The organism is Paenibacillus sp. BR1-192, from assembly GCF_029542445.1.
GTDB lineage: Bacteria > Bacillota > Bacilli > Paenibacillales > Paenibacillaceae > Paenibacillus_AQ > Paenibacillus_AQ lautus_A.
The window spans coordinates 1,074,859-1,093,099 of sequence record NZ_CP120718.1 but is presented as its reverse complement, the minus strand read 5'-3'; the positions used below and the strand labels follow the sequence as shown (position 1 = coordinate 1,093,099).

Annotated in this window: 16 protein-coding genes and 1 pseudogene; 7 read left to right on the top strand and 10 right to left on the bottom strand. The window is 50.0% G+C overall.

The genetic code is table 11. The features are described 5' to 3' along the window. Window positions 1–20 precede the first annotated feature (20 nt). The 3 genes from P0X86_RS04740 to P0X86_RS04730 all read right to left on the bottom strand — a co-directional run bounded on the left by P0X86_RS04740 (window position 21) and on the right by P0X86_RS04730 (window position 3,005). Window positions 21–1,010, bottom strand: a complete 990-nt coding sequence (locus P0X86_RS04740) for an inorganic phosphate transporter (RefSeq protein ID WP_277747897.1) — start codon at window positions 1,008–1,010, stop codon at window positions 21–23. A gap of 14 nt (window positions 1,011–1,024) precedes the next feature. Next, window positions 1,025–1,639 (bottom strand): DUF47 domain-containing protein, encoded by a 615-nt coding sequence (locus P0X86_RS04735; protein ID WP_009592343.1) that lies wholly within the window; start codon window positions 1,637–1,639, stop codon window positions 1,025–1,027. Between the two features lie 232 nt (window positions 1,640–1,871). Beyond that, a complete protein-coding gene (locus tag P0X86_RS04730; RefSeq protein WP_277747896.1) occupies window positions 1,872–3,005 on the bottom strand; it encodes a DUF3048 domain-containing protein in 1,134 nt (377 codons plus the stop codon). An 832-nt stretch (window positions 3,006–3,837) separates the two neighbouring features. Between P0X86_RS04730 and P0X86_RS04725 the strand changes: the two genes are divergently transcribed. The 3 genes and pseudogenes from P0X86_RS04725 to P0X86_RS04715 all read left to right on the top strand — a co-directional run bounded on the left by P0X86_RS04725 (window position 3,838) and on the right by P0X86_RS04715 (window position 6,463). Next, the gene (locus P0X86_RS04725) at window positions 3,838–4,374 is read left to right on the top strand and encodes a DoxX family protein (RefSeq protein ID WP_277747895.1); all 537 of its coding nucleotides are present in this window, start codon (window positions 3,838–3,840) and stop codon (window positions 4,372–4,374) included. A 260-nt stretch (window positions 4,375–4,634) separates the two neighbouring features. Then, window positions 4,635–5,159: pseudogene (locus P0X86_RS04720) on the top strand (DoxX family protein). A 764-nt stretch (window positions 5,160–5,923) separates the two neighbouring features. Beyond that, window positions 5,924–6,463: a DoxX family protein gene (locus P0X86_RS04715; protein ID WP_009592282.1), complete on the top strand. Its 540-nt coding sequence runs from the start codon at window positions 5,924–5,926 to the stop codon at window positions 6,461–6,463. A 1,025-nt stretch (window positions 6,464–7,488) separates the two neighbouring features. Here the strand turns inward: P0X86_RS04715 and P0X86_RS04710 are convergent. The 6 genes from P0X86_RS04710 to P0X86_RS04685 form a co-directional block, all read right to left on the bottom strand. Continuing rightward, window positions 7,489–9,348 carry a M56 family metallopeptidase gene (locus P0X86_RS04710; RefSeq protein WP_277747894.1) on the bottom strand — a complete coding sequence of 620 codons (1,860 nt, stop codon included), beginning with the start codon at window positions 9,346–9,348 and terminating at the stop codon, window positions 7,489–7,491. Beyond that, on the bottom strand, window positions 9,348–9,761 hold the full coding sequence (locus P0X86_RS04705; RefSeq protein WP_012819123.1) for a BlaI/MecI/CopY family transcriptional regulator: 414 nt from the start codon (window positions 9,759–9,761) through the stop codon (window positions 9,348–9,350). The genes P0X86_RS04710 and P0X86_RS04705 overlap by 1 nt, the downstream gene beginning before the upstream one ends. 227 nt (window positions 9,762–9,988) lie before the next feature. After that, window positions 9,989–10,729, bottom strand: coding sequence for a hypothetical protein (locus P0X86_RS04700; protein ID WP_192569677.1), 741 nt, complete (start codon window positions 10,727–10,729; stop codon window positions 9,989–9,991). 335 nt (window positions 10,730–11,064) lie between these two features. Next, window positions 11,065–11,841, bottom strand: coding sequence for a DODA-type extradiol aromatic ring-opening family dioxygenase (locus P0X86_RS04695; RefSeq protein WP_096774991.1), 777 nt, complete (start codon window positions 11,839–11,841; stop codon window positions 11,065–11,067). 77 nt (window positions 11,842–11,918) lie between these two features. After that, window positions 11,919–12,746, bottom strand: coding sequence for an alpha/beta hydrolase (locus P0X86_RS04690; RefSeq protein WP_009592308.1), 828 nt, complete (start codon window positions 12,744–12,746; stop codon window positions 11,919–11,921). Between the two features lie 391 nt (window positions 12,747–13,137). Continuing rightward, a complete protein-coding gene (locus tag P0X86_RS04685) occupies window positions 13,138–13,392 on the bottom strand; it encodes a hypothetical protein (RefSeq protein WP_277747893.1) in 255 nt (84 codons plus the stop codon). Window positions 13,393–13,656: 264 nt separating this feature from the next. On the opposite strand from P0X86_RS04685, the gene P0X86_RS04680 reads away from it, so the two are divergent. From P0X86_RS04680 to P0X86_RS04670, 3 genes are all read left to right on the top strand, one after another. Beyond that, window positions 13,657–13,992: a PadR family transcriptional regulator gene (locus P0X86_RS04680; protein ID WP_009592352.1), complete on the top strand. Its 336-nt coding sequence runs from the start codon at window positions 13,657–13,659 to the stop codon at window positions 13,990–13,992. Between the two features lie 2 nt (window positions 13,993–13,994). Next, the gene (locus P0X86_RS04675; protein WP_096774988.1) at window positions 13,995–14,657 is read left to right on the top strand and encodes a DUF1129 family protein; all 663 of its coding nucleotides are present in this window, start codon (window positions 13,995–13,997) and stop codon (window positions 14,655–14,657) included. A gap of 126 nt (window positions 14,658–14,783) precedes the next feature. Next, the gene (locus tag P0X86_RS04670; RefSeq protein WP_277747892.1) at window positions 14,784–15,716 is read left to right on the top strand and encodes a hypothetical protein; all 933 of its coding nucleotides are present in this window, start codon (window positions 14,784–14,786) and stop codon (window positions 15,714–15,716) included. Between the two features lie 124 nt (window positions 15,717–15,840). On the opposite strand, the gene ilvA is transcribed toward P0X86_RS04670, so the two are convergent. Next, on the bottom strand, window positions 15,841–17,109 hold the full coding sequence (ilvA, locus tag P0X86_RS04665; protein WP_009592278.1) for a threonine ammonia-lyase IlvA: 1,269 nt from the start codon (window positions 17,107–17,109) through the stop codon (window positions 15,841–15,843). 284 nt (window positions 17,110–17,393) lie between these two features. Here ilvA and P0X86_RS04660 point away from each other — a divergent pair, with 284 nt between their 5' ends. Then, window positions 17,394–18,101, top strand: a complete 708-nt coding sequence (locus P0X86_RS04660; protein WP_192569680.1) for a stalk domain-containing protein — start codon at window positions 17,394–17,396, stop codon at window positions 18,099–18,101. Window positions 18,102–18,241: the final 140 nt, after the last annotated feature.

Genomic DNA, 18,241 nt, shown 5'->3' with positions numbered 1-18,241 from the left:
CTATGTGTAATGATTCATGTCTAGAAAAGAATTTTAAAGATGACTCCTGCCAGTACGGCCGTAATCGGAATCGTAATAAACCAGGTTACCACGATGCGTCCTGCCAAGGACCATTTTACGGCGGAGAAGCGTTTCGCCGAGCCTACGCCGAGAATTGCCGACGTAATGGCATGCGTCGTACTGATCGGCAAGTGAAGCAAAGTTGCCGAGAAGATAACGGAAGCGGCCGAGAAATCCGCGGCGAACCCGTTGATCGGCTCGATTTTGAATATTTTCGTACCCATGGTCTTGATGATCTTCCAGCCGCCTACCGACGTACCGAGCGCCATCGCTGTTGCTGCAGAAATTTTAACCCAGAGCGGAACTTCCATCTCCGTCAATTGACCGGAAGTGACCAGAGCAAAAGTGATAATCCCCATCGCCTTCTGTGCATCGTTGGTACCGTGCGTGAAGGATTGGAGTGCTGCCGTAAAGATTTGCATCGTGCGAAAGCCTTTATTTACCGTATGCGGGCTGCGTCTGGCGAATATGAGCTTCAGCAGCTGCATGACCAGATAACCGATCACGAACGCGATAATCGGTGACAGGATCAACGCCAGCACGATGTCCTTGAATCCGCCGTAATTCAGCATGTCGCTTCCCGCGCCGACGAATACTGCGCCGGCCAATGCCCCGATCAGGGCATGGGAAGAGGACGAAGGCAATCCGAACCACCAGGTAACCAGGTTCCAGATGATGGCTGCAAGCAATGTTGCAATAACAACCTCGATCCCGTTATCCAGCTTGGTCGGATCCGCGACGCTGCCGCCGATGGTTTTGGCAACGCCCGTGAACATCATCGCGCCGATGAAGTTCATGCTCGCTGCGAGCAATATGGCTACTCGAGGCTTCAAGGCCCGGGTCGATACCGACGTTGCAATGGCATTCGCCGTATCATGGAACCCGTTGATGAAGTCAAATGCAAGCGCCAAAAAAACAACTATTACTAATACTAACATCGTTGTATCCATTGTTCAGGACTCCCTTACGAGTTGCGCATAATGATGGATTCCAGCATATTGGCCACGTCTTCGCAGGTGTCCGTGGTTGTCTCAAGACGTTCGTAAATCTCTTTCTTCTTGATCAGCAGAATCGGGTCAGAGACGGTGGCAAACAGATCCTTGATGCAGATCCGCAGCAGCTCGTCGCCTTGGTTCTCCAGATCGTTCAAGCGGATCGTGTATTCACGAATCGCCAGAAGTTTCTTCTGGGAGAGCAAATGAATGGCTTTCTGAATTTCATAAGCCGATTGACGCAGAATCTCTGCAAACTGCACCATGTACTCGTCAGGTTTCCCCAGATTATACATATAGAAACGGGATGCGGTTGCTTCCAATCCGTCCATCACATCGTCCATGCTGGTTGTCAGGTCCATGATGTCGTCGCGCTCGATTGGCGTAATAAATGTTTTGTTGAGTTCAGTAATGATGGTATGCGTGTAGGTATCACACTGCGACTCGTATTTCTTCATTTCGTTGGCAAATTCAAGCACATCTTCAAGATTGGAAACGTGCTGCGAAAAATAGTCTGCGGCTTGTACCACCGTATCGGCCATATTCTCCAGCGTTTGGAAGAATATATCCTTTTTCTTCATTTTCATACTCTTAACCCCTTTTTTCGATAAATTGCCGCGAACGCCCTGAAAAGATAGACAACCTTGACTATCTTATCACATCCATAGCAGGGTGTGTATAGAAAAGTAACACTCAAAAATGTAAGGAACTAACAAAACAGAAGATGCATGGATATCCCTTCAATTCCCTTGCCTATTAACATCTCCGTATGCGTGCAAATTATCCCGAAACGGCAGGCCTGATTCGCTGCCTCGAATTCTAGGGATTCGAGATCGTTACATGGCTTTCAAAAGAAGGCGTGTTGGGCACAATGTTGAAATATGTCGTTCCCGGAACCAGCGGCACTTCCTTGCCGTCCTTCACGAAACGGATCGCATCGCCCGCAGCGCGTACCCACTGTCCCTTGATGACTTCCCCGCGCTGGAACAGCATCGCTTCCCCGCCCGCTTCCACGTTCACGGCAAGCCGGCCCACGTCATCCAGCACCTTATGGTCCGCCCCCAGCACGATCACATTCGCGGCCTCCAGCTGAACGTTATCGTTGAGATCCACATGCGGCGATCCGTTGATCGACCGTTTGTACGTGTTGGAGGAACCGTCATACTGATAATCCACGACATAGCTGTCCAATAAAAATTTGATTTCTACCTTCTCTGCAGCCTCCCCGGAAACAACCTCAACCGGTTCAGTGCCCTCTTCGCCATCGGCGCTTGCAGCGATCGCCTCCGGATAGAACGAATACTCTGGCACCTTCACGTCGTTGCCGTAATTGAGCTTGGCCGCTCCTTCGCGGAGCTTCTCGTCGCTGGAATACAGATTATGCGGCGCTTTGCGGTCCTTGGCCCTCCAGAAGTAGGCGCCTGCATTCCCGATCTCATCCATGTCCTGCTTGCCTTGCCTTTGAATGATGCTGTAGGCTTCCGGGCTTCCTCCCGCATGCACCAGAACGCCGCCATAGCTTTCGCCAAGATTGATCAGATACGGTCGAATGCTGCGAATCGGCCCGATCTTCTCAATGTCGCTCTGGCTTTGGAAAATGCCGATCAGCCGCGTGATTCCTCCTTCCGCCAGCACTTCATACACCATGTCGGCTTGACTGAGACCCGACTGCGGCCTAGCAGCCGGTGCGTTATTGATCATAACGGCCAGCGGACGCTGCGTCAGTGACGCTTCTAACGGCAATCCCGTCAGAGGTGCCTTATATGGAGAAGAGGTTTCCTCCTGGGGCACTTCGACCGGCTGCTCGACCGGAGCCTCCACCACCGGTGCCGGCGTTGGCTCCGCCTGCTGTTTACCGCCGCTGCATCCGGACAGCAGCAATACTGCCGCCATGGACAACAAGCTTGTCCTCCACGCGATTTTTTGGAATGACAAAGACCCTTTGCTAAACATATTGTTTCCCCCTATGAACGCTCCCATTACTTATTACCCTAAATTTCCAGACCGTTTACCCGTAATTTCCAACAGACGTTTCAACTTTAATTTACATTTAATCACAAAATCCGTGCTTTGTCTGTATTAAGAAGAGATGCATTCGGATCATGGTTCCCCTTGACGCCGTTGAGTTGGCAGCGCTTTATGGATATAGCAGCAGGCGGCTGTTTAACGATCGAAGAGCCCTCCAGACATGCTCGGGACCACATGTCATGCGTGCAGGCAGCACCCTTCCCGAATCACGCGCCTTGCGTATTGGGAACCTCGCCACGGACCACATACCTTACATAAGGGAACTTTGGCAGGGAATATGCACTTGCGTACTGGAACCACACCTCGGTCCACGATCCATGTGCCGCGCGCATGAGTCTCATTAAGAAGTACGTATTGTGCGTACCGAGAGCCTTCGCCGAATCACGCACCTTGCGTACGGGGAGCCTTGCCACGATCTAAGTGGCGCCCGCAGGTGTCTCATGCTGGACCACATGTCGTTCGTGCAGGCAGCACCCTTCCCGAATCATGCGCCTTGCGTTTGGGAACCTTGCCTGACCACGATCAGCGCGTGCAAAGAGCCTTACCACGGTGTGCAGAATCCCCTAAACGAGAGTTCATTTTGAAATGTTCACAACTTTGTGATATTTATCACATTTATTGTGAATATTTTCACTTATAATAAAGACATAGAGAAGGTGATCACTTCCCAAGGCAACATGAACACACATCATTGACATCAGAAACAAAGCAACATGTTAATCCAAAAAAATTAAAACTCATTTAAGGAGTGGTTTATATGTTTAACAACTGGCTGAGAACAAACAAAGTGGCAATGTGGTTACTGACATTCATTAGGGTCTACATCGGGTATGAATGGATGACGGCAGGTTGGGGTAAATTGACGGGCGGTTTCGAAGCAGGCGGCTTCCTGCAAGGCGCGATTGCCAAAGCAGCCGGCGATCACCCCGCCGTCCAAGGCTGGTGGGCAGCGTTCCTGGAGCACGCGGCACTGCCGGGCGTAAAGCTGTTCAACTTCATCATCCCGCTCGGTGAGTTCCTCGTCGGTGTCGGCCTGATCCTCGGTACCTTCACTACCTTCGCTGCTCTGATGGGACTTGTGATGAACGCCGCGTTCCTCTTCTCGGGCACTGTGAGCACCAACGCCCAAATGCTGCTGCTTGAAGTGCTGATCATCGTTGCTGCTGCCAACGCCGGTAAAATCGGTCTCGACCGTTGGGTTCTCCCTTACCTCCGCGGCCTGTGGAACAAAATGACGCACCGCGATCATGAGCCTAAAGCGCCGACAACTCGTCTGAAAAAACGCACAGCTTAACATCGTAACGATCCATGCAAGACGATGGAGAACTCCGGTTCTCCATCGTCTTTTTTCCATGCCAAGAACCTATGCCAAATCACAGCCTATGCGAATACTGTATTTAAATACAGATTTTTGCAAATATGAATAATTTGTGCTGATGCGACATTATATAGATCGTTGCTGTTTTTTCAGCTTCCGTCGCGCTTATGAATTTCAAATTTGCAAAAATCTGAAAACAAAAAAGAGAATGATTATTCATTGGAGGAGTGGTGTAGATGTTTATTCAATGGTTGCAATCCAGCAAAATCGCGATGTGGCTGCTGACGGTCATTCGGGTGTACGTCGGGTAAAAGTGGTTGTCGGCTGGCTGGGGCAAGTTAACGGGAGGCTTCGATGCGAGCGGATTTATGCAGGGAGCCATCGCCAAATCCACCGGCGAGAATCCGGCGGTTCAAGATTGGTGGGCCGTATTCCTCAAGCATGCCGCGCTCCCCGGCGTCAAATGGTTCAACGTCATCATTCCGCTGGGCGAATTCCTTGTCGGGCTAGGCCTGATCCTCGGCTCGTTCACCGTGTTCGCCACGCTGATGGGGCTGGTGATGAACTCGGCGTTCCTCTTCTCCGGTTCGATCAGCATCAACGGTCAGCTCCTGCTGCTCGAATTCCTGATCATCCTCTCAGCGGCCAACAGCGGTAAGATCGGCATCGACCGTTGGCTCATGCCTTATCTTCAGAATAAATTCACGCGCAAAGCGAAAATCAGCAGCGACTCCTCCCCTCTGCAGAATCAGGCAGTCTGATTTACAAGTAATGCGGGAGTAAATTAGAGTTCAAAAGTAATTTAAAGTAATCTCAAACCTCTTGTTTTCTTGTCATGCGAGATTTCTGACTGGCTGCACCAGTCCCTTCAACTCGTTTCATCGCCAAATTGAAACATTTGAATCCCTCTCTCTCCAACCACTTAATGCTTGCCTTCATCAATAAGCCATCGGGTGACCGCGGCCATCGGTACCGGTCATCCGTGTTTTATAAGCAGTTATGCCTAGTAATACATTCACGACGAGCCTCATGGTCCAGGGATATGGTATCTCCCAATGCGTTGCGCATTATCTACTCGCTCCAGGTACTAGGAGATGCTTTGCGCTTACTGCTTATATAGCTTGCTGGATTTCCGCCGACTATTTACTGCTCTGCTTATTACATGCTGGCTTTATGCGTAAAACTTACTTATGCTCTGCTAATTGATATTGGATGTGCGTATACTTCTTGCTGTTTGAACTCTTTTGCTTATTCTATTGCGGCTGCCATTTGCGTACTGCTTCCCACGTTCTCCCTGCCCCTTTTCAATCACTTCCCCCTGCCAACTCACAAATTTAAAGTTTTTTATGATTTTTATCACTAATGTGATTTAAATCACATATATTGTGATTTTTTTCACTTATAATAAAGACATGAAAGAGATGATCATCTTCCTAAAGAACAACATCACAGAACTTCAACATCGGAGAATTGGCAAGGAAGCTTTCATAAAAAAAGAAAATCATACTTATAAGGAGTGGTTTATATGTTTAACAACTGGCTGAGAACAAACAAAGTGGCAATGTGGTTACTGACCTTCATCCGGGTCTACATCGGGTATGAATGGATGACGGCAGGTTGGGGTAAATTGACGGGTGGTTTCGAAGCAGGCGGATTCCTGCAAGGCGCGATTGCCAAAGCTGCCGGCGATCACCCCGCCGTCCAAGGCTGGTGGGCAGCGTTCCTGGAGCACGCGGCACTGCCGGGCGTGAAGCTCTTCAACTTCATCATCCCGCTCGGTGAGTTCCTCGTCGGTGTCGGACTGATCCTCGGTACCTTCACCACCTTCGCAGCCCTGATGGGTCTGGTCATGAACGCCGCGTTCCTCTTCTCGGGTACGGTGAGCACCAACGCCCAAATGCTGCTGCTTGAAGTGCTGATCATCGTCGCTGCTGCCAACGCTGGTAAAATCGGTCTCGACCATTGGGTTCTCCCTTACCTCCGCGGCCTGTGGAACAAAATGACGCACAGAACAACGAAAGGCGACGGCACCACCCACACACCTTTCAAAAAACAAACCGCATAACATTGTAAGCAACTGCAACTGAAACCTAAACAACTAACCTATTGATTAAACAACCCGACTTGAGCCATCAAGCCGGGTTGTTTTTGTTGTGGCACGTTGGAGTTACGGCATATCACCTCGTGTTTTCGCATACGTTTGGGATTTGACATACTGCTTGTGTTTTGGCATGCTGCTCATGCTTTGGCATACGTCTGAGCTTTGGCATATGTCTCAGCTTTGGCATACGTCTGAGCTTTGGCATACGGCTGGAGCTTTGGCATACGTTCGAGCTTTCGCATACGTTCGAGCTTTCGCATACGTTCGAGCTTAGGCATACGGCTGGAGCTTTGGCATACGTTCGAGCCTTAGCATAAGTTTGAGCTTTAACATACGTTCGAACTTTAGTATACATTCGAGAGTATACGTTCGAGAGTATACGTTCGAGCGTTGTGCTTACGTTCGAACGTTACTTTATACGGCACTAACTAGCTACTTACCATTTTAGCGGACTCAGCGGACCTTATTTTGACCAAAACCACCGTTTCTCTAATACTAACGGACCAGAGATCCGTTATTCACCGAATTTGGCCTTCATTTTACGTGATATACGCAATTTAACGGATCGTGTGTCCGATAGATCCCCCAATTGCGAGCAAAAAGCAAAAATAGCGGATCTGAGGTCCGATACGGCCAGGCCGTAACTCGTGTGACATACAACTTGGGAGCCTACGAGCTCTCTTTAGAGCGCTGCCATGAAAGCCAGGCCTTTTCATGTAATCGCATTTTTGGCATTCGAATCATGATTTTTGACCGCTAATTAAGCCAATGGGATCAGGTTTTCATTCGTCACAGGATGTCCCGGATCGGAAGTGATGCTATATGACTTGCCGTTTTCAATCCAGAAAAGCAAGTTGATTATATATTCCTTTCCCAGTTTGGATTCTCTTCTTTCGGACTCCACAAAAATCATGATCAACAAAAGAACCCATGCAATCCTATTTACAGGACTGCATGGGCCTATCGCGCCAAATAGCTTGCTCAAAATGTTATTTCTGCACCGCTGCTTTCAGAATTTCAATCTTCTGTTCCTTGGACATATCCCATGTGGTTGAAATGCTGTATTCAAAGCCGCCTTCATGCCAAAAAACGTATTTTGGATAGACATGCGCCGGGAAGTCATCCTCAAAGAAACCGTTCTTCTTACTTCCTTCTGAGTCCAACGTATATTTAGAAATGGCCAGGGTGTCTTTCCCGTTCGTATATTCAAGACGGATGGTTGCCGCCTCTTTCCAGTCTATCTTTTTCGCGTAGACGGGTTTTCCGCTCTTCTTGCCTTCGGACCTTACTTCATCAACGAACTTTCCTTCGGTTGGACCTTCAATTCTCGCTTTGGCAAACTTAAATCCTTCCGGCAGGTTGGCAGGCTGCTCCAGGATGGAACCTTCCAGCGTGGAAGCTCTTTTCAGGTAGTCCTCGTAAGCAGAAAATTTTTCTATTCCTCCCCAATAACTTAGGTCGAATCCGCTGTTAAGATCCTTATATTTATGATACAGAACGTACATATCGCCAGTCTCTTTACTTAGTTTCTTCACTCGATTGGTCTCATCCTCGATATACTTCTTTTCCTGTGGAGTTAGAGCCTTGGCTGCGGCTTCTGCTTTTTTTCGGGCCTGTTCCCGTTCTTTCTTGTAAAGCTCGCGGTCTATATCCCCCTCCGGATAGATCACGGCAGCTTTTGAATCCTGTTCCGATTGCACTGGAGCTTTTTGCGGTACGTTCCCCGCATTGCTTTCCTTTGCATTAACCAACGTCACGCTACCAAGCGCGAGAATCATTCCCAGCCCCAAAATGGACAGGCGGTAGGATTTTTTGTTAAAATGCTTAATCATTTTAAGTCTCCTTTTCATTTGTTTATGCGTGGCGGACAGGCCGGCAAGCCCCGGCTGGCGATGGTATCCTGAAAAATGCTCCAACACATGGATGATCGTTTGTCCGTATGCATTGTTTTGCTGCGGGCTCATCCGATCCAAGACGCATGCATCGCAAGCCATCTCCTGGTCTTGCCTTGCCTTATGTACGGCTAGCCATAATAACGGATTAAACCAGTGGATGATCAGGATGATATGCATCAACCAGTTCACTGCCACATCCCGCCGCTGAATATGCGCGAACTCATGCGCAAGAATATACTGCAGCTGCTCCTGTTTCAATGTGATGAGCAGGCTTGGCGAAATGACGATCGCCGGCTTACTATAACCGACGACGGCAGGTCCGGGAATTCGCTCGCTGGCGACAAACTGCACGTTTCGCTTCACGCCTAATTGCTGTTTCGTCTCGTGAAACACTGCCGATAAAAAAGGCGTGTCCATTTTTCGGCCCGCGCGCAGGGCTTGTTTCAATCGCAGCTGGTCGTAGACCGTTTTCGCGGCAAGAATCAGCACGCCCGCAAGCCAAACCGACATCAGTATTTTGGTGAAACCTATTTGCTTGAACCCATTCCACCAAAAACTGCTCTCCTGCACGGGTTCTGATTCAAGGGATGGAGCAGGTACTTCCGAAGTTCCGCCTGCTTCCAGATTTAAAGAACTCTCAGCGCGAACCACCGCTTCGCTTATTCTCCCCGTTTCCTTCCAATGCGGTGGAACTTGAGTTTGTTGATGAATGCCGGGCACGATGGCCTCCAGAGACAACACATTGTATAAGCTAAGCGAAGATTCCGGGGCCCAAGGGAGCAGCAAGCGAATGGCCACAGGAAACCAAAGCCAGTATCTCCATCTGGCTTCAATCTTGTTTTTTAGTAGAAATTGCAGGATCAGGACAAGGACGATCAGGATGCCGGCCATGAACGATCCGCGAATGACCCAGCCGAAAAACAATAATAAATTTTCATGCAATGTATGACTCATCAGGGCTCTCTCTTTTCTGCTTCCCCGTCACTGCTGTTCTCGTCAAACAAAGCCTTCAGATCCTCGATTTCTTGCGCATTCAGTTTTTTATCCTGCAAAAAGTTGGCAAGCATCGGCTTTAAGGCCCCCCCATAAAGTTTTTTCATGAAGGATTTGGTTTCAGACTGCAGATACTCCTGCTCGCTGATGATCGGATAAAATAGTTGGGTGCGCTTTGAACCCTTTTCCAGTTTCGCACCCGCTGCTTCCTTCTGCACCAGACGACTGAGGAGCGTCCGAGTTGTGTTGGGGTTCCACCCCATCAGATCCGTCATTTTCTTTACGACCTCGCTGGAAGGGCAGTCCGGATTAGCCCACAATACGCGCATAATTTCCAGTTCTGCATCCGTAATCGGTGGTATTTGATGATTCATGCATGAAACCTCCAATGTTAATTCAATCAAACTACATGTGTAGTTATGTTAATGCTACGATTGTAGTTTGATAATGTCAACATGTTTGGCGAAGAAAATTTTCTTGGTTTAGTTACATGCAGTATACTTGTACCGCTTGTGGGCATGTTGATCTGCAAAAGAACTCATGCCATCCTATTTCTAGAGCTGTATGGGCTTGTCCGCAAGACCTATAGCTGACGCAGAAGTTATTTTTTCACCGCTGCTTTCAGAATCTCGATCTTCTGTTTCCTGGACAGATCCAATGAGGTTAGTGAAATACTGTATTCAAATTTGCCGCCATCATTCCAAAAAACGTATTTTGGAAAAACATGCGCCGGCAGCTTATCGTTAAAGAAACCTTTTTTCTTGCTTCCCACCGAATCTGCCGCATACTTGGAAAAGCCCAGCGTGTCTTCTCCGTTCGTATATTTAAGACGGATGGTTGCCGCTTCTTTCCAATCTATCTTTTTCATGTAGATGGGCTTTCCGCTCTTCTTGCCTTCGGCTCTTACTTCATCAACGAACTTTCCTTCGATCGGGGCTTCAATGACCGCTGTTAAGAACTTATATCCCTTCGGCAGGTTCGCAGGCTGCTGCAGAATGGATCCTTTCAGGGTTGAAGCTTTTTTCAAGTAGTCCTCGTACGTAGTGAATTCATGCACCCCTCCCCAATAGCTAATATCAAATCCGCTATTTAACTGTGGGTATTTATGATACAAAACATACATATCACCCGACTCTTGGGTTAACTCCTTTACTCTCTGGATCTCTTTTTCGATAAACTTTTTTTCCTCTGCCGATATAGACTTGGCTGTTGCGGCTGTTTTTTTAACAGCGGATGCTTGGGCTTTCTTGACGGATTGTGCCTCCGCCGCAAGGTTTGCGGAAGAACCCAGTAATAGAATGCTGCTTAGGGTCGCGATTGCTACTTTCGTTGCTGCTTTCATTCGGTAATGCTCCTCTCCTATAATCTTTATTAATAAACTACAGCTGTAGTTACAAATAAATACTACAATTGTAGTTCAATAATGTCAACACGGTTTGTGCAGAAAAATTTTTGGGTTTGGTTGAATACAAAAAATAGCCGAGGCGCCTGCGGATCATGGCAAAAAAACCATGCAATCTTATTTCAGACTGCATGGGCTTGTGTATAAGACCTATGGCGCTACGTTCTTGTTCTCCGGCACCCGCACAGCGGGTGTTTTTTGTTTCGCGCGTTTCACGCGCTCAAACGGCCCAAACACAACAAAAGCCGAGCTTGTGATCCAAGCTCGGCTTCTCATTATTCGAATGACCAGCAGTTCAGACTCAAACTGCCATATTGGTAAGATTGAAACAATCGCTTTGCCTTGCGGCCGTTGTCCGCAGCCCCCATCGCATAGAATAAGGGGACAAAATGCTCCCGTCCGTAGGAAGGTACAGCGTCGCTGGCATGAGGCGCTTTTTTGTCATACGCAAACAGATTGTGCAGGTCCCAATTCGACAGCTGCTCCGCAACCCATTCGTCGAATTCAGCTGCCCATGCATCCGGCTCATCGCTCTGATGCACCATCCGCAGATTGTGCACCAAACCGCCGCTGCCGATAATCAGAATGCCTTCATCACGCAAATCGGACAGCATCGCACCGATGGAATATTGTTCGCTTGGCGAGCGCTTGGAGTCCACGGACAAGGCCACCACGGGGATATTCGCATCGGGGTACATTTTGCGCAGAATGACCCATACCCCATGGTCCAATCCGCGGCCGGTTACGGCTTTGGCGTGCAGATTCTTTGCCTCAAAACGCTGACGGATCTGAGCTGCCAGCTCCGCACTGCCTCGGGCAGGGTACGTGATCTTGTACATCTCTTCCGGAAATCCGTAAAAATCATGCATGGTTCCATGCTCGGCGTCCTCGGTCAACCGTTGATCCGGATCGTCCCAATGGGCTGAAAATACCGCAATGCCTCTAGGTGCAGGCAGCTCCCGCCCCAACTGCTCAAGGAAGCGGGTGTACTCGTTGTCCTCCAGGGCCATCATCGGCGAACCATGGGCAATAAATAAAGCAGGTAACGTCATCGATGCCACCTCCAGCTTCAAAATCAAGGGACAACTCTATTGTACCGTTAAATCGCCCATTATGCCAAATAACTCCCTTAAATCATCCAGTGCTGCCATTCCTGCTGAATGTTCTCCTGCCCGTTCAACCAATCCCGCGTCCGCTCAAGGAGCAGCTGGCGCTGGGGTCCGGCAGAGTACGTGTGGTCGGCCTGGAAAATAATCTCCTTGTCGCAGCGGCCTTCCTGACGCATCCAGAACACCTTTTGAAACAGGAAAGCGTAGTCCACTGGAATCACCTCATCCGAGGTACCATGAACGACCAGCACATTGCCCGTAAACTTGATGGCTTCCTGGAATGGCTGCCCCTGAGCCAGCGAATCGAAAAAGACCGGGGTAAACGAGTATCCCAAATAATCGGCGGATCCCGACTTAACCGAGGTGTCGTACACGTCGCGACCGGTGATTTTGACGATATCGTTGAACGGGTATCCTACCGCGGACCACAGAATCAAATTCTTTACCCGGCGATCGCGAACGGCCGTCTGCAGGGCGACGGCGCCGCCCAGGCTATGTCCGAGGAGCGTGATGCGCGTCGGATCGACATCCGCGCAGCTGAGTCCGTAATCAAGAACGGAACGCGTCTGGGCAATCATCGAGTCTAGACCTTCGCTGCCGTAATTGCCCGAGCTTTCCCCGCATCCGATATAGTCGAAACGGATCACCATGTACCCGTCTTCGGCAAACTCGCGCGCCGTTTTGACAAACAACCGATCCACCCCGATCCGGCTTCCCACAAAGCCATGGCAGATGATGACCAGCGGGACCCGATTGCACCGGCTTCCGTGAGCCGATTCCTTCAATGGGTAGTGGATAGTTGCCGTAAGTTCCTCTTGATTATGCCGGATTGTAATTTGCCGCTCCATGCCGATTCCTCCTTGCGATAACGCGCCGTAATCATAATATTAATAATTCCGATAAGATTAATATGAATTAATTAAACTTATCTTAGCATCGTGATTATGGATTGTCAACGCAATGGAGCACCGGCAAACGCAAACTGAGCATAGGTGTGACGGTGTAATGAACATTGAAATGGAGTGTGCAGCGAGATTCAGCCTATTTAAAGCTGGCGGTTAAGAAACGGTCCATTCTGCCCTCTACCTGTATTACGGACTAACACGGCATCAGTTTGCCAAGTCGTTCATCCCGCTGACGCCCGCACCTCTAGCCCCACTCGCGGCTCCGTAAATCCAAGCATGCGCTTCTCTTGTCCGCTTCAACGTTCATCCCTTACGCACCACCGCACCTTCAGCCTTACTCGTAACTCTGGCGAAACATCGCATGGGTTTCTTCGCGCCCGCTCCAATCGTTCATCCAGGTCTTCCCGACCGGATCATTCTCCCATAAGGATGCGGCGGAGAGATCATGGTCCTCACGCTCGGAGACGAATTCTCCTTCAGGCTGGGCCGGTGTCACATCCAGAGCACCGCTGTTTGCGATTACCTCCTGCCCTTGTGCCGGCACAGCGTCTCCTCCGTGCAATTCATCGTCAAAAAAGCTAGCGCTCATCTGAGAACTCCTCCTTCTTATCCCTGAATGATCAGGGCGTCGTGTATAGATTCAGAATGCTTATTATTGTGAAATAGGAGCCGGAGAATTATACCTTGTTCACGAAGGTGACAAGATTCAGCAGCACTACCTTGCATTGCAAGCATGTTGTCTGCTATCATATATTGCATAACAAGGTAGTCTGCTATCGTGCCTACTCGCAGCCCAGCCCCACGTCCTACTACCTTGCATTGCAATATACCTGAAGGAGGAATTCCCACATTCATGACCACCCAAAGTCAAATGCTAAAAGGCATTCTCGAAGGCTGCATCCTCTCGCTCATGGAGCATCGGGAGGTTTATGGTTATGAGCTCAGCACGCTGCTGGAAGACAGCGGGCTGACGTTTGTGAGCGAAGGCAGCATCTATCCCCTGCTGCTGCGCATGCAGAAAGAGCAGCTCATCGAAGGCACCCTAAGGCCCGCGCCCGGTGCCGGGGGACCGCCACGTAAATATTACAATCTGACCGATAAAGGCCGGCAGGTTCTTCAACAATTCAAGGAACATTGGGGAACGCTTAAAGATAGTGTGGACCACATTTTAACCCGCGGAGGACAGTAAAGATGAATACCAAACAGATGATCAAAGAGAACAACCGACTCCAGGATGCCATGAAGCCGAACAACCTGAGCTATTACCAAGACATGGTGGTCTATATCCGCAGCAGCTCCGTACAGGAGCAAAAAGGCGAGGAGCTGCTGCTCGAAATCGCCCAGCACCTGCTGGACGCGCAAGCCAAAGGCAAAAGCGCCGAGGAAGTATTCGGAAGCGATCCCGAATCCTACTGCAAGGAGCTGGTCGAGCAGCTGCCAAAAATGAAAGGCCTCAGCAGTCTCCAATTTCATCTCATGATCCCGTGGGTGGCCTTAACTTGGTTTTTCTTCGTTCAGGCTCTGGTCGGGTTCATCACGATGTGGGCCGGAGGGCCGGTCGAGCGCATGACGCAGGTTCGCATATCGACCCTGATTCTGATCGCAGGCGGTTCCTATGTGCTGATCCACGCATTGCTGAGATGGATGAAGAACGACGCCTTCAAGCCGGAGGAAGACAAGCGCAAGGTGAATGCTCGCAACATCGGGATTTATGTCGCCATCACGGTATTGATATTGGTAGCGGGCGTGTGGCTGGGACGGCTGCTGCCGGTACTGACGGTTGCGCCATGGATCAGCCTCGTCATATTCCTGATCGGAATCGCAGGGACCAAACTTCTTTTTTCGAGCAAATAATACAAACTCGTCATGAATTCGCGGGCGGCGCTTAACAAAATCTTTAATATTTTTTCGTTCTTTGTAAACTAATGTTCTATAGAAGATGATAGGATAAGGGTAATGTGTGGTAAGGGAGGAAAAACCATGTTAAAGTCGAAAAAATCCGCGATTGCTGCCATCCTTGCACTTATTCTATCGATCCAGACCGGCGTTATCGTTAGCGCAGCACCCGCATCCCAAACTGGCTCAAACGCAGTTTCAAGCAAAGCTGCCGCCTTCGGCAATGCCGTGTACAACAAAGCCAATAAACTGCTGAAGGAATCCGACGTGGCTTATGCCAAGTCTTACATCACCAAGCATATCCGCAGCGTGACCGCGTATCAGGCGACCATGCTGGTGCTTAAGCTGGAGAATGCGATGAATGATGCGCTCCCGGCAAAAACCGACAAGGTGTACGAAATCGGCATTCAGGATAAACTGATGAACTTGTACAAATTCGGGGAGCCGATTAACACCACCATTAACAAAACCAAGGATGAAACGCTCCGAAAGGTGCTCATCAACCTGCGCGACAGCGGCTACAGGCTCTATACGACCGAGGGCGTGATCTTCCCGATCATCGACTATACCACGCTCAAGCCATACAAGCCTTATATCAACAAGGATATTCAAGCCTATATCGACATCATGGTCGTTGAATCCGAGAAGCCTGCCGTCAGCGATGCCGCTTTGGTGATCCCATGGAGCGAGGTCATTGATCGGGGACTAACGCAAGAGGCCTTTATCAGCGCGTATCCCAAATCCAATCGGACTGCGGACGTGAAGCTGAAGCTTCGATTCACCGAGCTTAGCCTATACTACGGTTATAACAACACGCCGCTGTTCAAATACGAGGACAATCTGCTGGACCCGGAAGTGCGGCAAGCATTCGATAAAGCACTGAAGGACAGCGACGCTGTCTCCAAAAGCGCGCTCCTCAAAAAGCTCAAGTCCTGGTCCGACGTGCTGGAGAGCAACAAAGACAAGCTGAACCAGGAAGTAGAGCGGTACCGTGCCAAGGCGGTTCCGATTGAATGAGAGCCATCTGAAGTTAACAGCGGATGACGCCCTGGACCGCTAGAGGGCCATACCATGAAATAACTGGAAAAGCCGGAGTTCCCGTTAGGGGAATCCGGCTTTTTATGGTGCTTTCGTGTACCTCTTAAATCAGCAGATTGAACAGGTTCATGTTCTTGTTCAGCTCCGTGTAATCCAGTCCCTTGCGCTGCATCCGCTCCACCAGCGGGCCGTAATCCTCCGGCCTCAAGAGCTCGATGCCTACCAGGGCAGGTCCGTCTTCCTTGTTATGCTTCTTCGTATACTCGAAGCGCGCGATATCGTCGTCGGGACCGAGCACTTCCTCCAGAAACTCGCGGAGTGCGCCCGCGCGCTGCGGGAAGTTGATCATGAAGTAATGCTTCAACCCCTCGTAAATCAAGGAGCGTTCCTTGATTTCCTGCATCCGGTCGATATCGTTATTGCCGCCGCTGATGATGCAGACGACCGTTTTCCCGCGAATCCGGTCCCGGTTCATATCCAGCGCCGCTACGGCCAGCGACCCCGCCGGCTCCACAACGATCGCATTCTCGTTATACAGCTCTAGGATGGTGGTGCAGGCCTTGCCTTCCGGTACCGTCACGATGTCGTCCACCAACTCGCAGCAGATGTCATACGTCAGCTGCCCGACGCGCTTCACGGCGGCGCCATCCACGAATTTGTCGATCTCATGCATGGTGACGACTTCGCCCTGCTTCTTGGACTCGATCATGGACGCTGCCCCAAGCGGTTCGACGCCAATGACTTGCGTCGTTGGGCTGACGGTTTTGACGTAGGTTGCCACGCCGGCCGCAAGACCGCCGCCGCCGATGGTGACAAACATATAATCGGCCGGCGCGTCCAGCTCCTCCATAACCTCCATCCCGATCGTGCCGTTGCCCGCGATGATCTTCGCTTCATCGAACGGGTGGATAAAGGTCATGCCGTACTCGTCGCATGCCTTAATCGCTTCGGCATATGCATCATCGAAGGTATCCCCTGTCAGAATGACCTCGACGCTGCCCCCGCCAAAACGCTTCACCTGCTTCACCTTCTGGTTCGGGGTCGTGCTCGGCATGTAAATCTTGCCTTTGATATTCAACGCGTTGCAGGAGAAAGCCACCCCTTGCGCGTGGTTGCCCGCGCTTGCGCACACAATGCCGTTGCTGCGTTCTTCCTCCGACAAGCTGCGAATCATATTGTAAGCGCCGCGGATCTTGAAGGAGCGAACCACCTGCAGGTCCTCGCGCTTCAGATACACTTCGCAGTCATACTTGGCTGACAGTACTGCATCCCGCTGCAGCGGCGTGCGTACGATCACTTCGCGAAGCACGTGGTGTGCGCGCACGATGTCCTCCATGCTGACTGCCCGTTTTGCCGTATACGTCTCTTCCATTCTCTCGATCACACTCCCACTTCGCTGCCAGGTAAACGTTGATCCATCCGCTACCCTTATTTACGTATTTCTATCATTGTATCACTTTTCATGAAAATATCCCGCCCTTTTCTGGCAAGCTTTCGCAAAAGAGTTTTTTCGCAACAAGCATAACCCGGATGCACAGCCGTTACCCGTATACGGCTATGAAGGATCGGGCCTTCCCTTTAATGAGGGTTGACTTCCTTCATACACTTTAATACTATAAAGCATGAAAATTAACCTAAATTTTGGGAGTGATTTTAATGAAGAAGAAAGTATTGTATGGGTTATTGGCGGGTACACTCACGCTGGGGATTGGTACAGGCGCTATGGCGTCGTCAGCTTTGGAGCCAATCAAAGCCTATTTGAACAGCAAGATTTCCCTGAAATTAAACGGTACGGTGGTAACGCCGAAAGACGCAAACGGCAAAACCGTGCTGCCGATCACTTACAACGGCACGACGTACTTGCCTGTGCGAGCTGTAGGCGATCTGATGAATATCGACATTCGTTATGACAGCGCAACTTCTTCCGTACTGATTGGCGGCAATCAGGGATCCCCATCCCAAACCTCCAGTCCGTTATCATTAAGCTCGCTCGGAGCCTCCGTATTGGGGACATCTGCCTGGCACACCAAAGATTCCAGCGATACGGTCTACAAAGGCAAAGATTATAAAGACGTTTATTTACATACCGATTCGGCCAAACAAGGCAACAGCTTCCAGATCATGACGGGTAAAAAATATGCCAACCTGCATCTTGAGCTGGCCGTGACTGGCGGTGCGCAAGAAATCGTAATTATGGACCACAACAACTCAACGCTCAAAAAGGTGTCCCTGGGTGCTGAAGATGGCCTGGTCGGCGTAGACGTCGATGTATCGGCTGCCGATTTTATTTTTGTGGAGATCGTTGATGAAGGTCCGGGTACTTCCCTGTTTGTTCCTCTGACCAGTTCCTATTTGACAAAATAAGCCCTTGCGATGATTCGCGCGGGCGGAAGGCCATGATATTGAAAGCCGGGGGGTTAATGACCCCCGGCTTTATCTGTATGATCTATATTAGCTCTGACAAACCACTGCTTCATAACACATACCTATTAGGGTGAGATCAC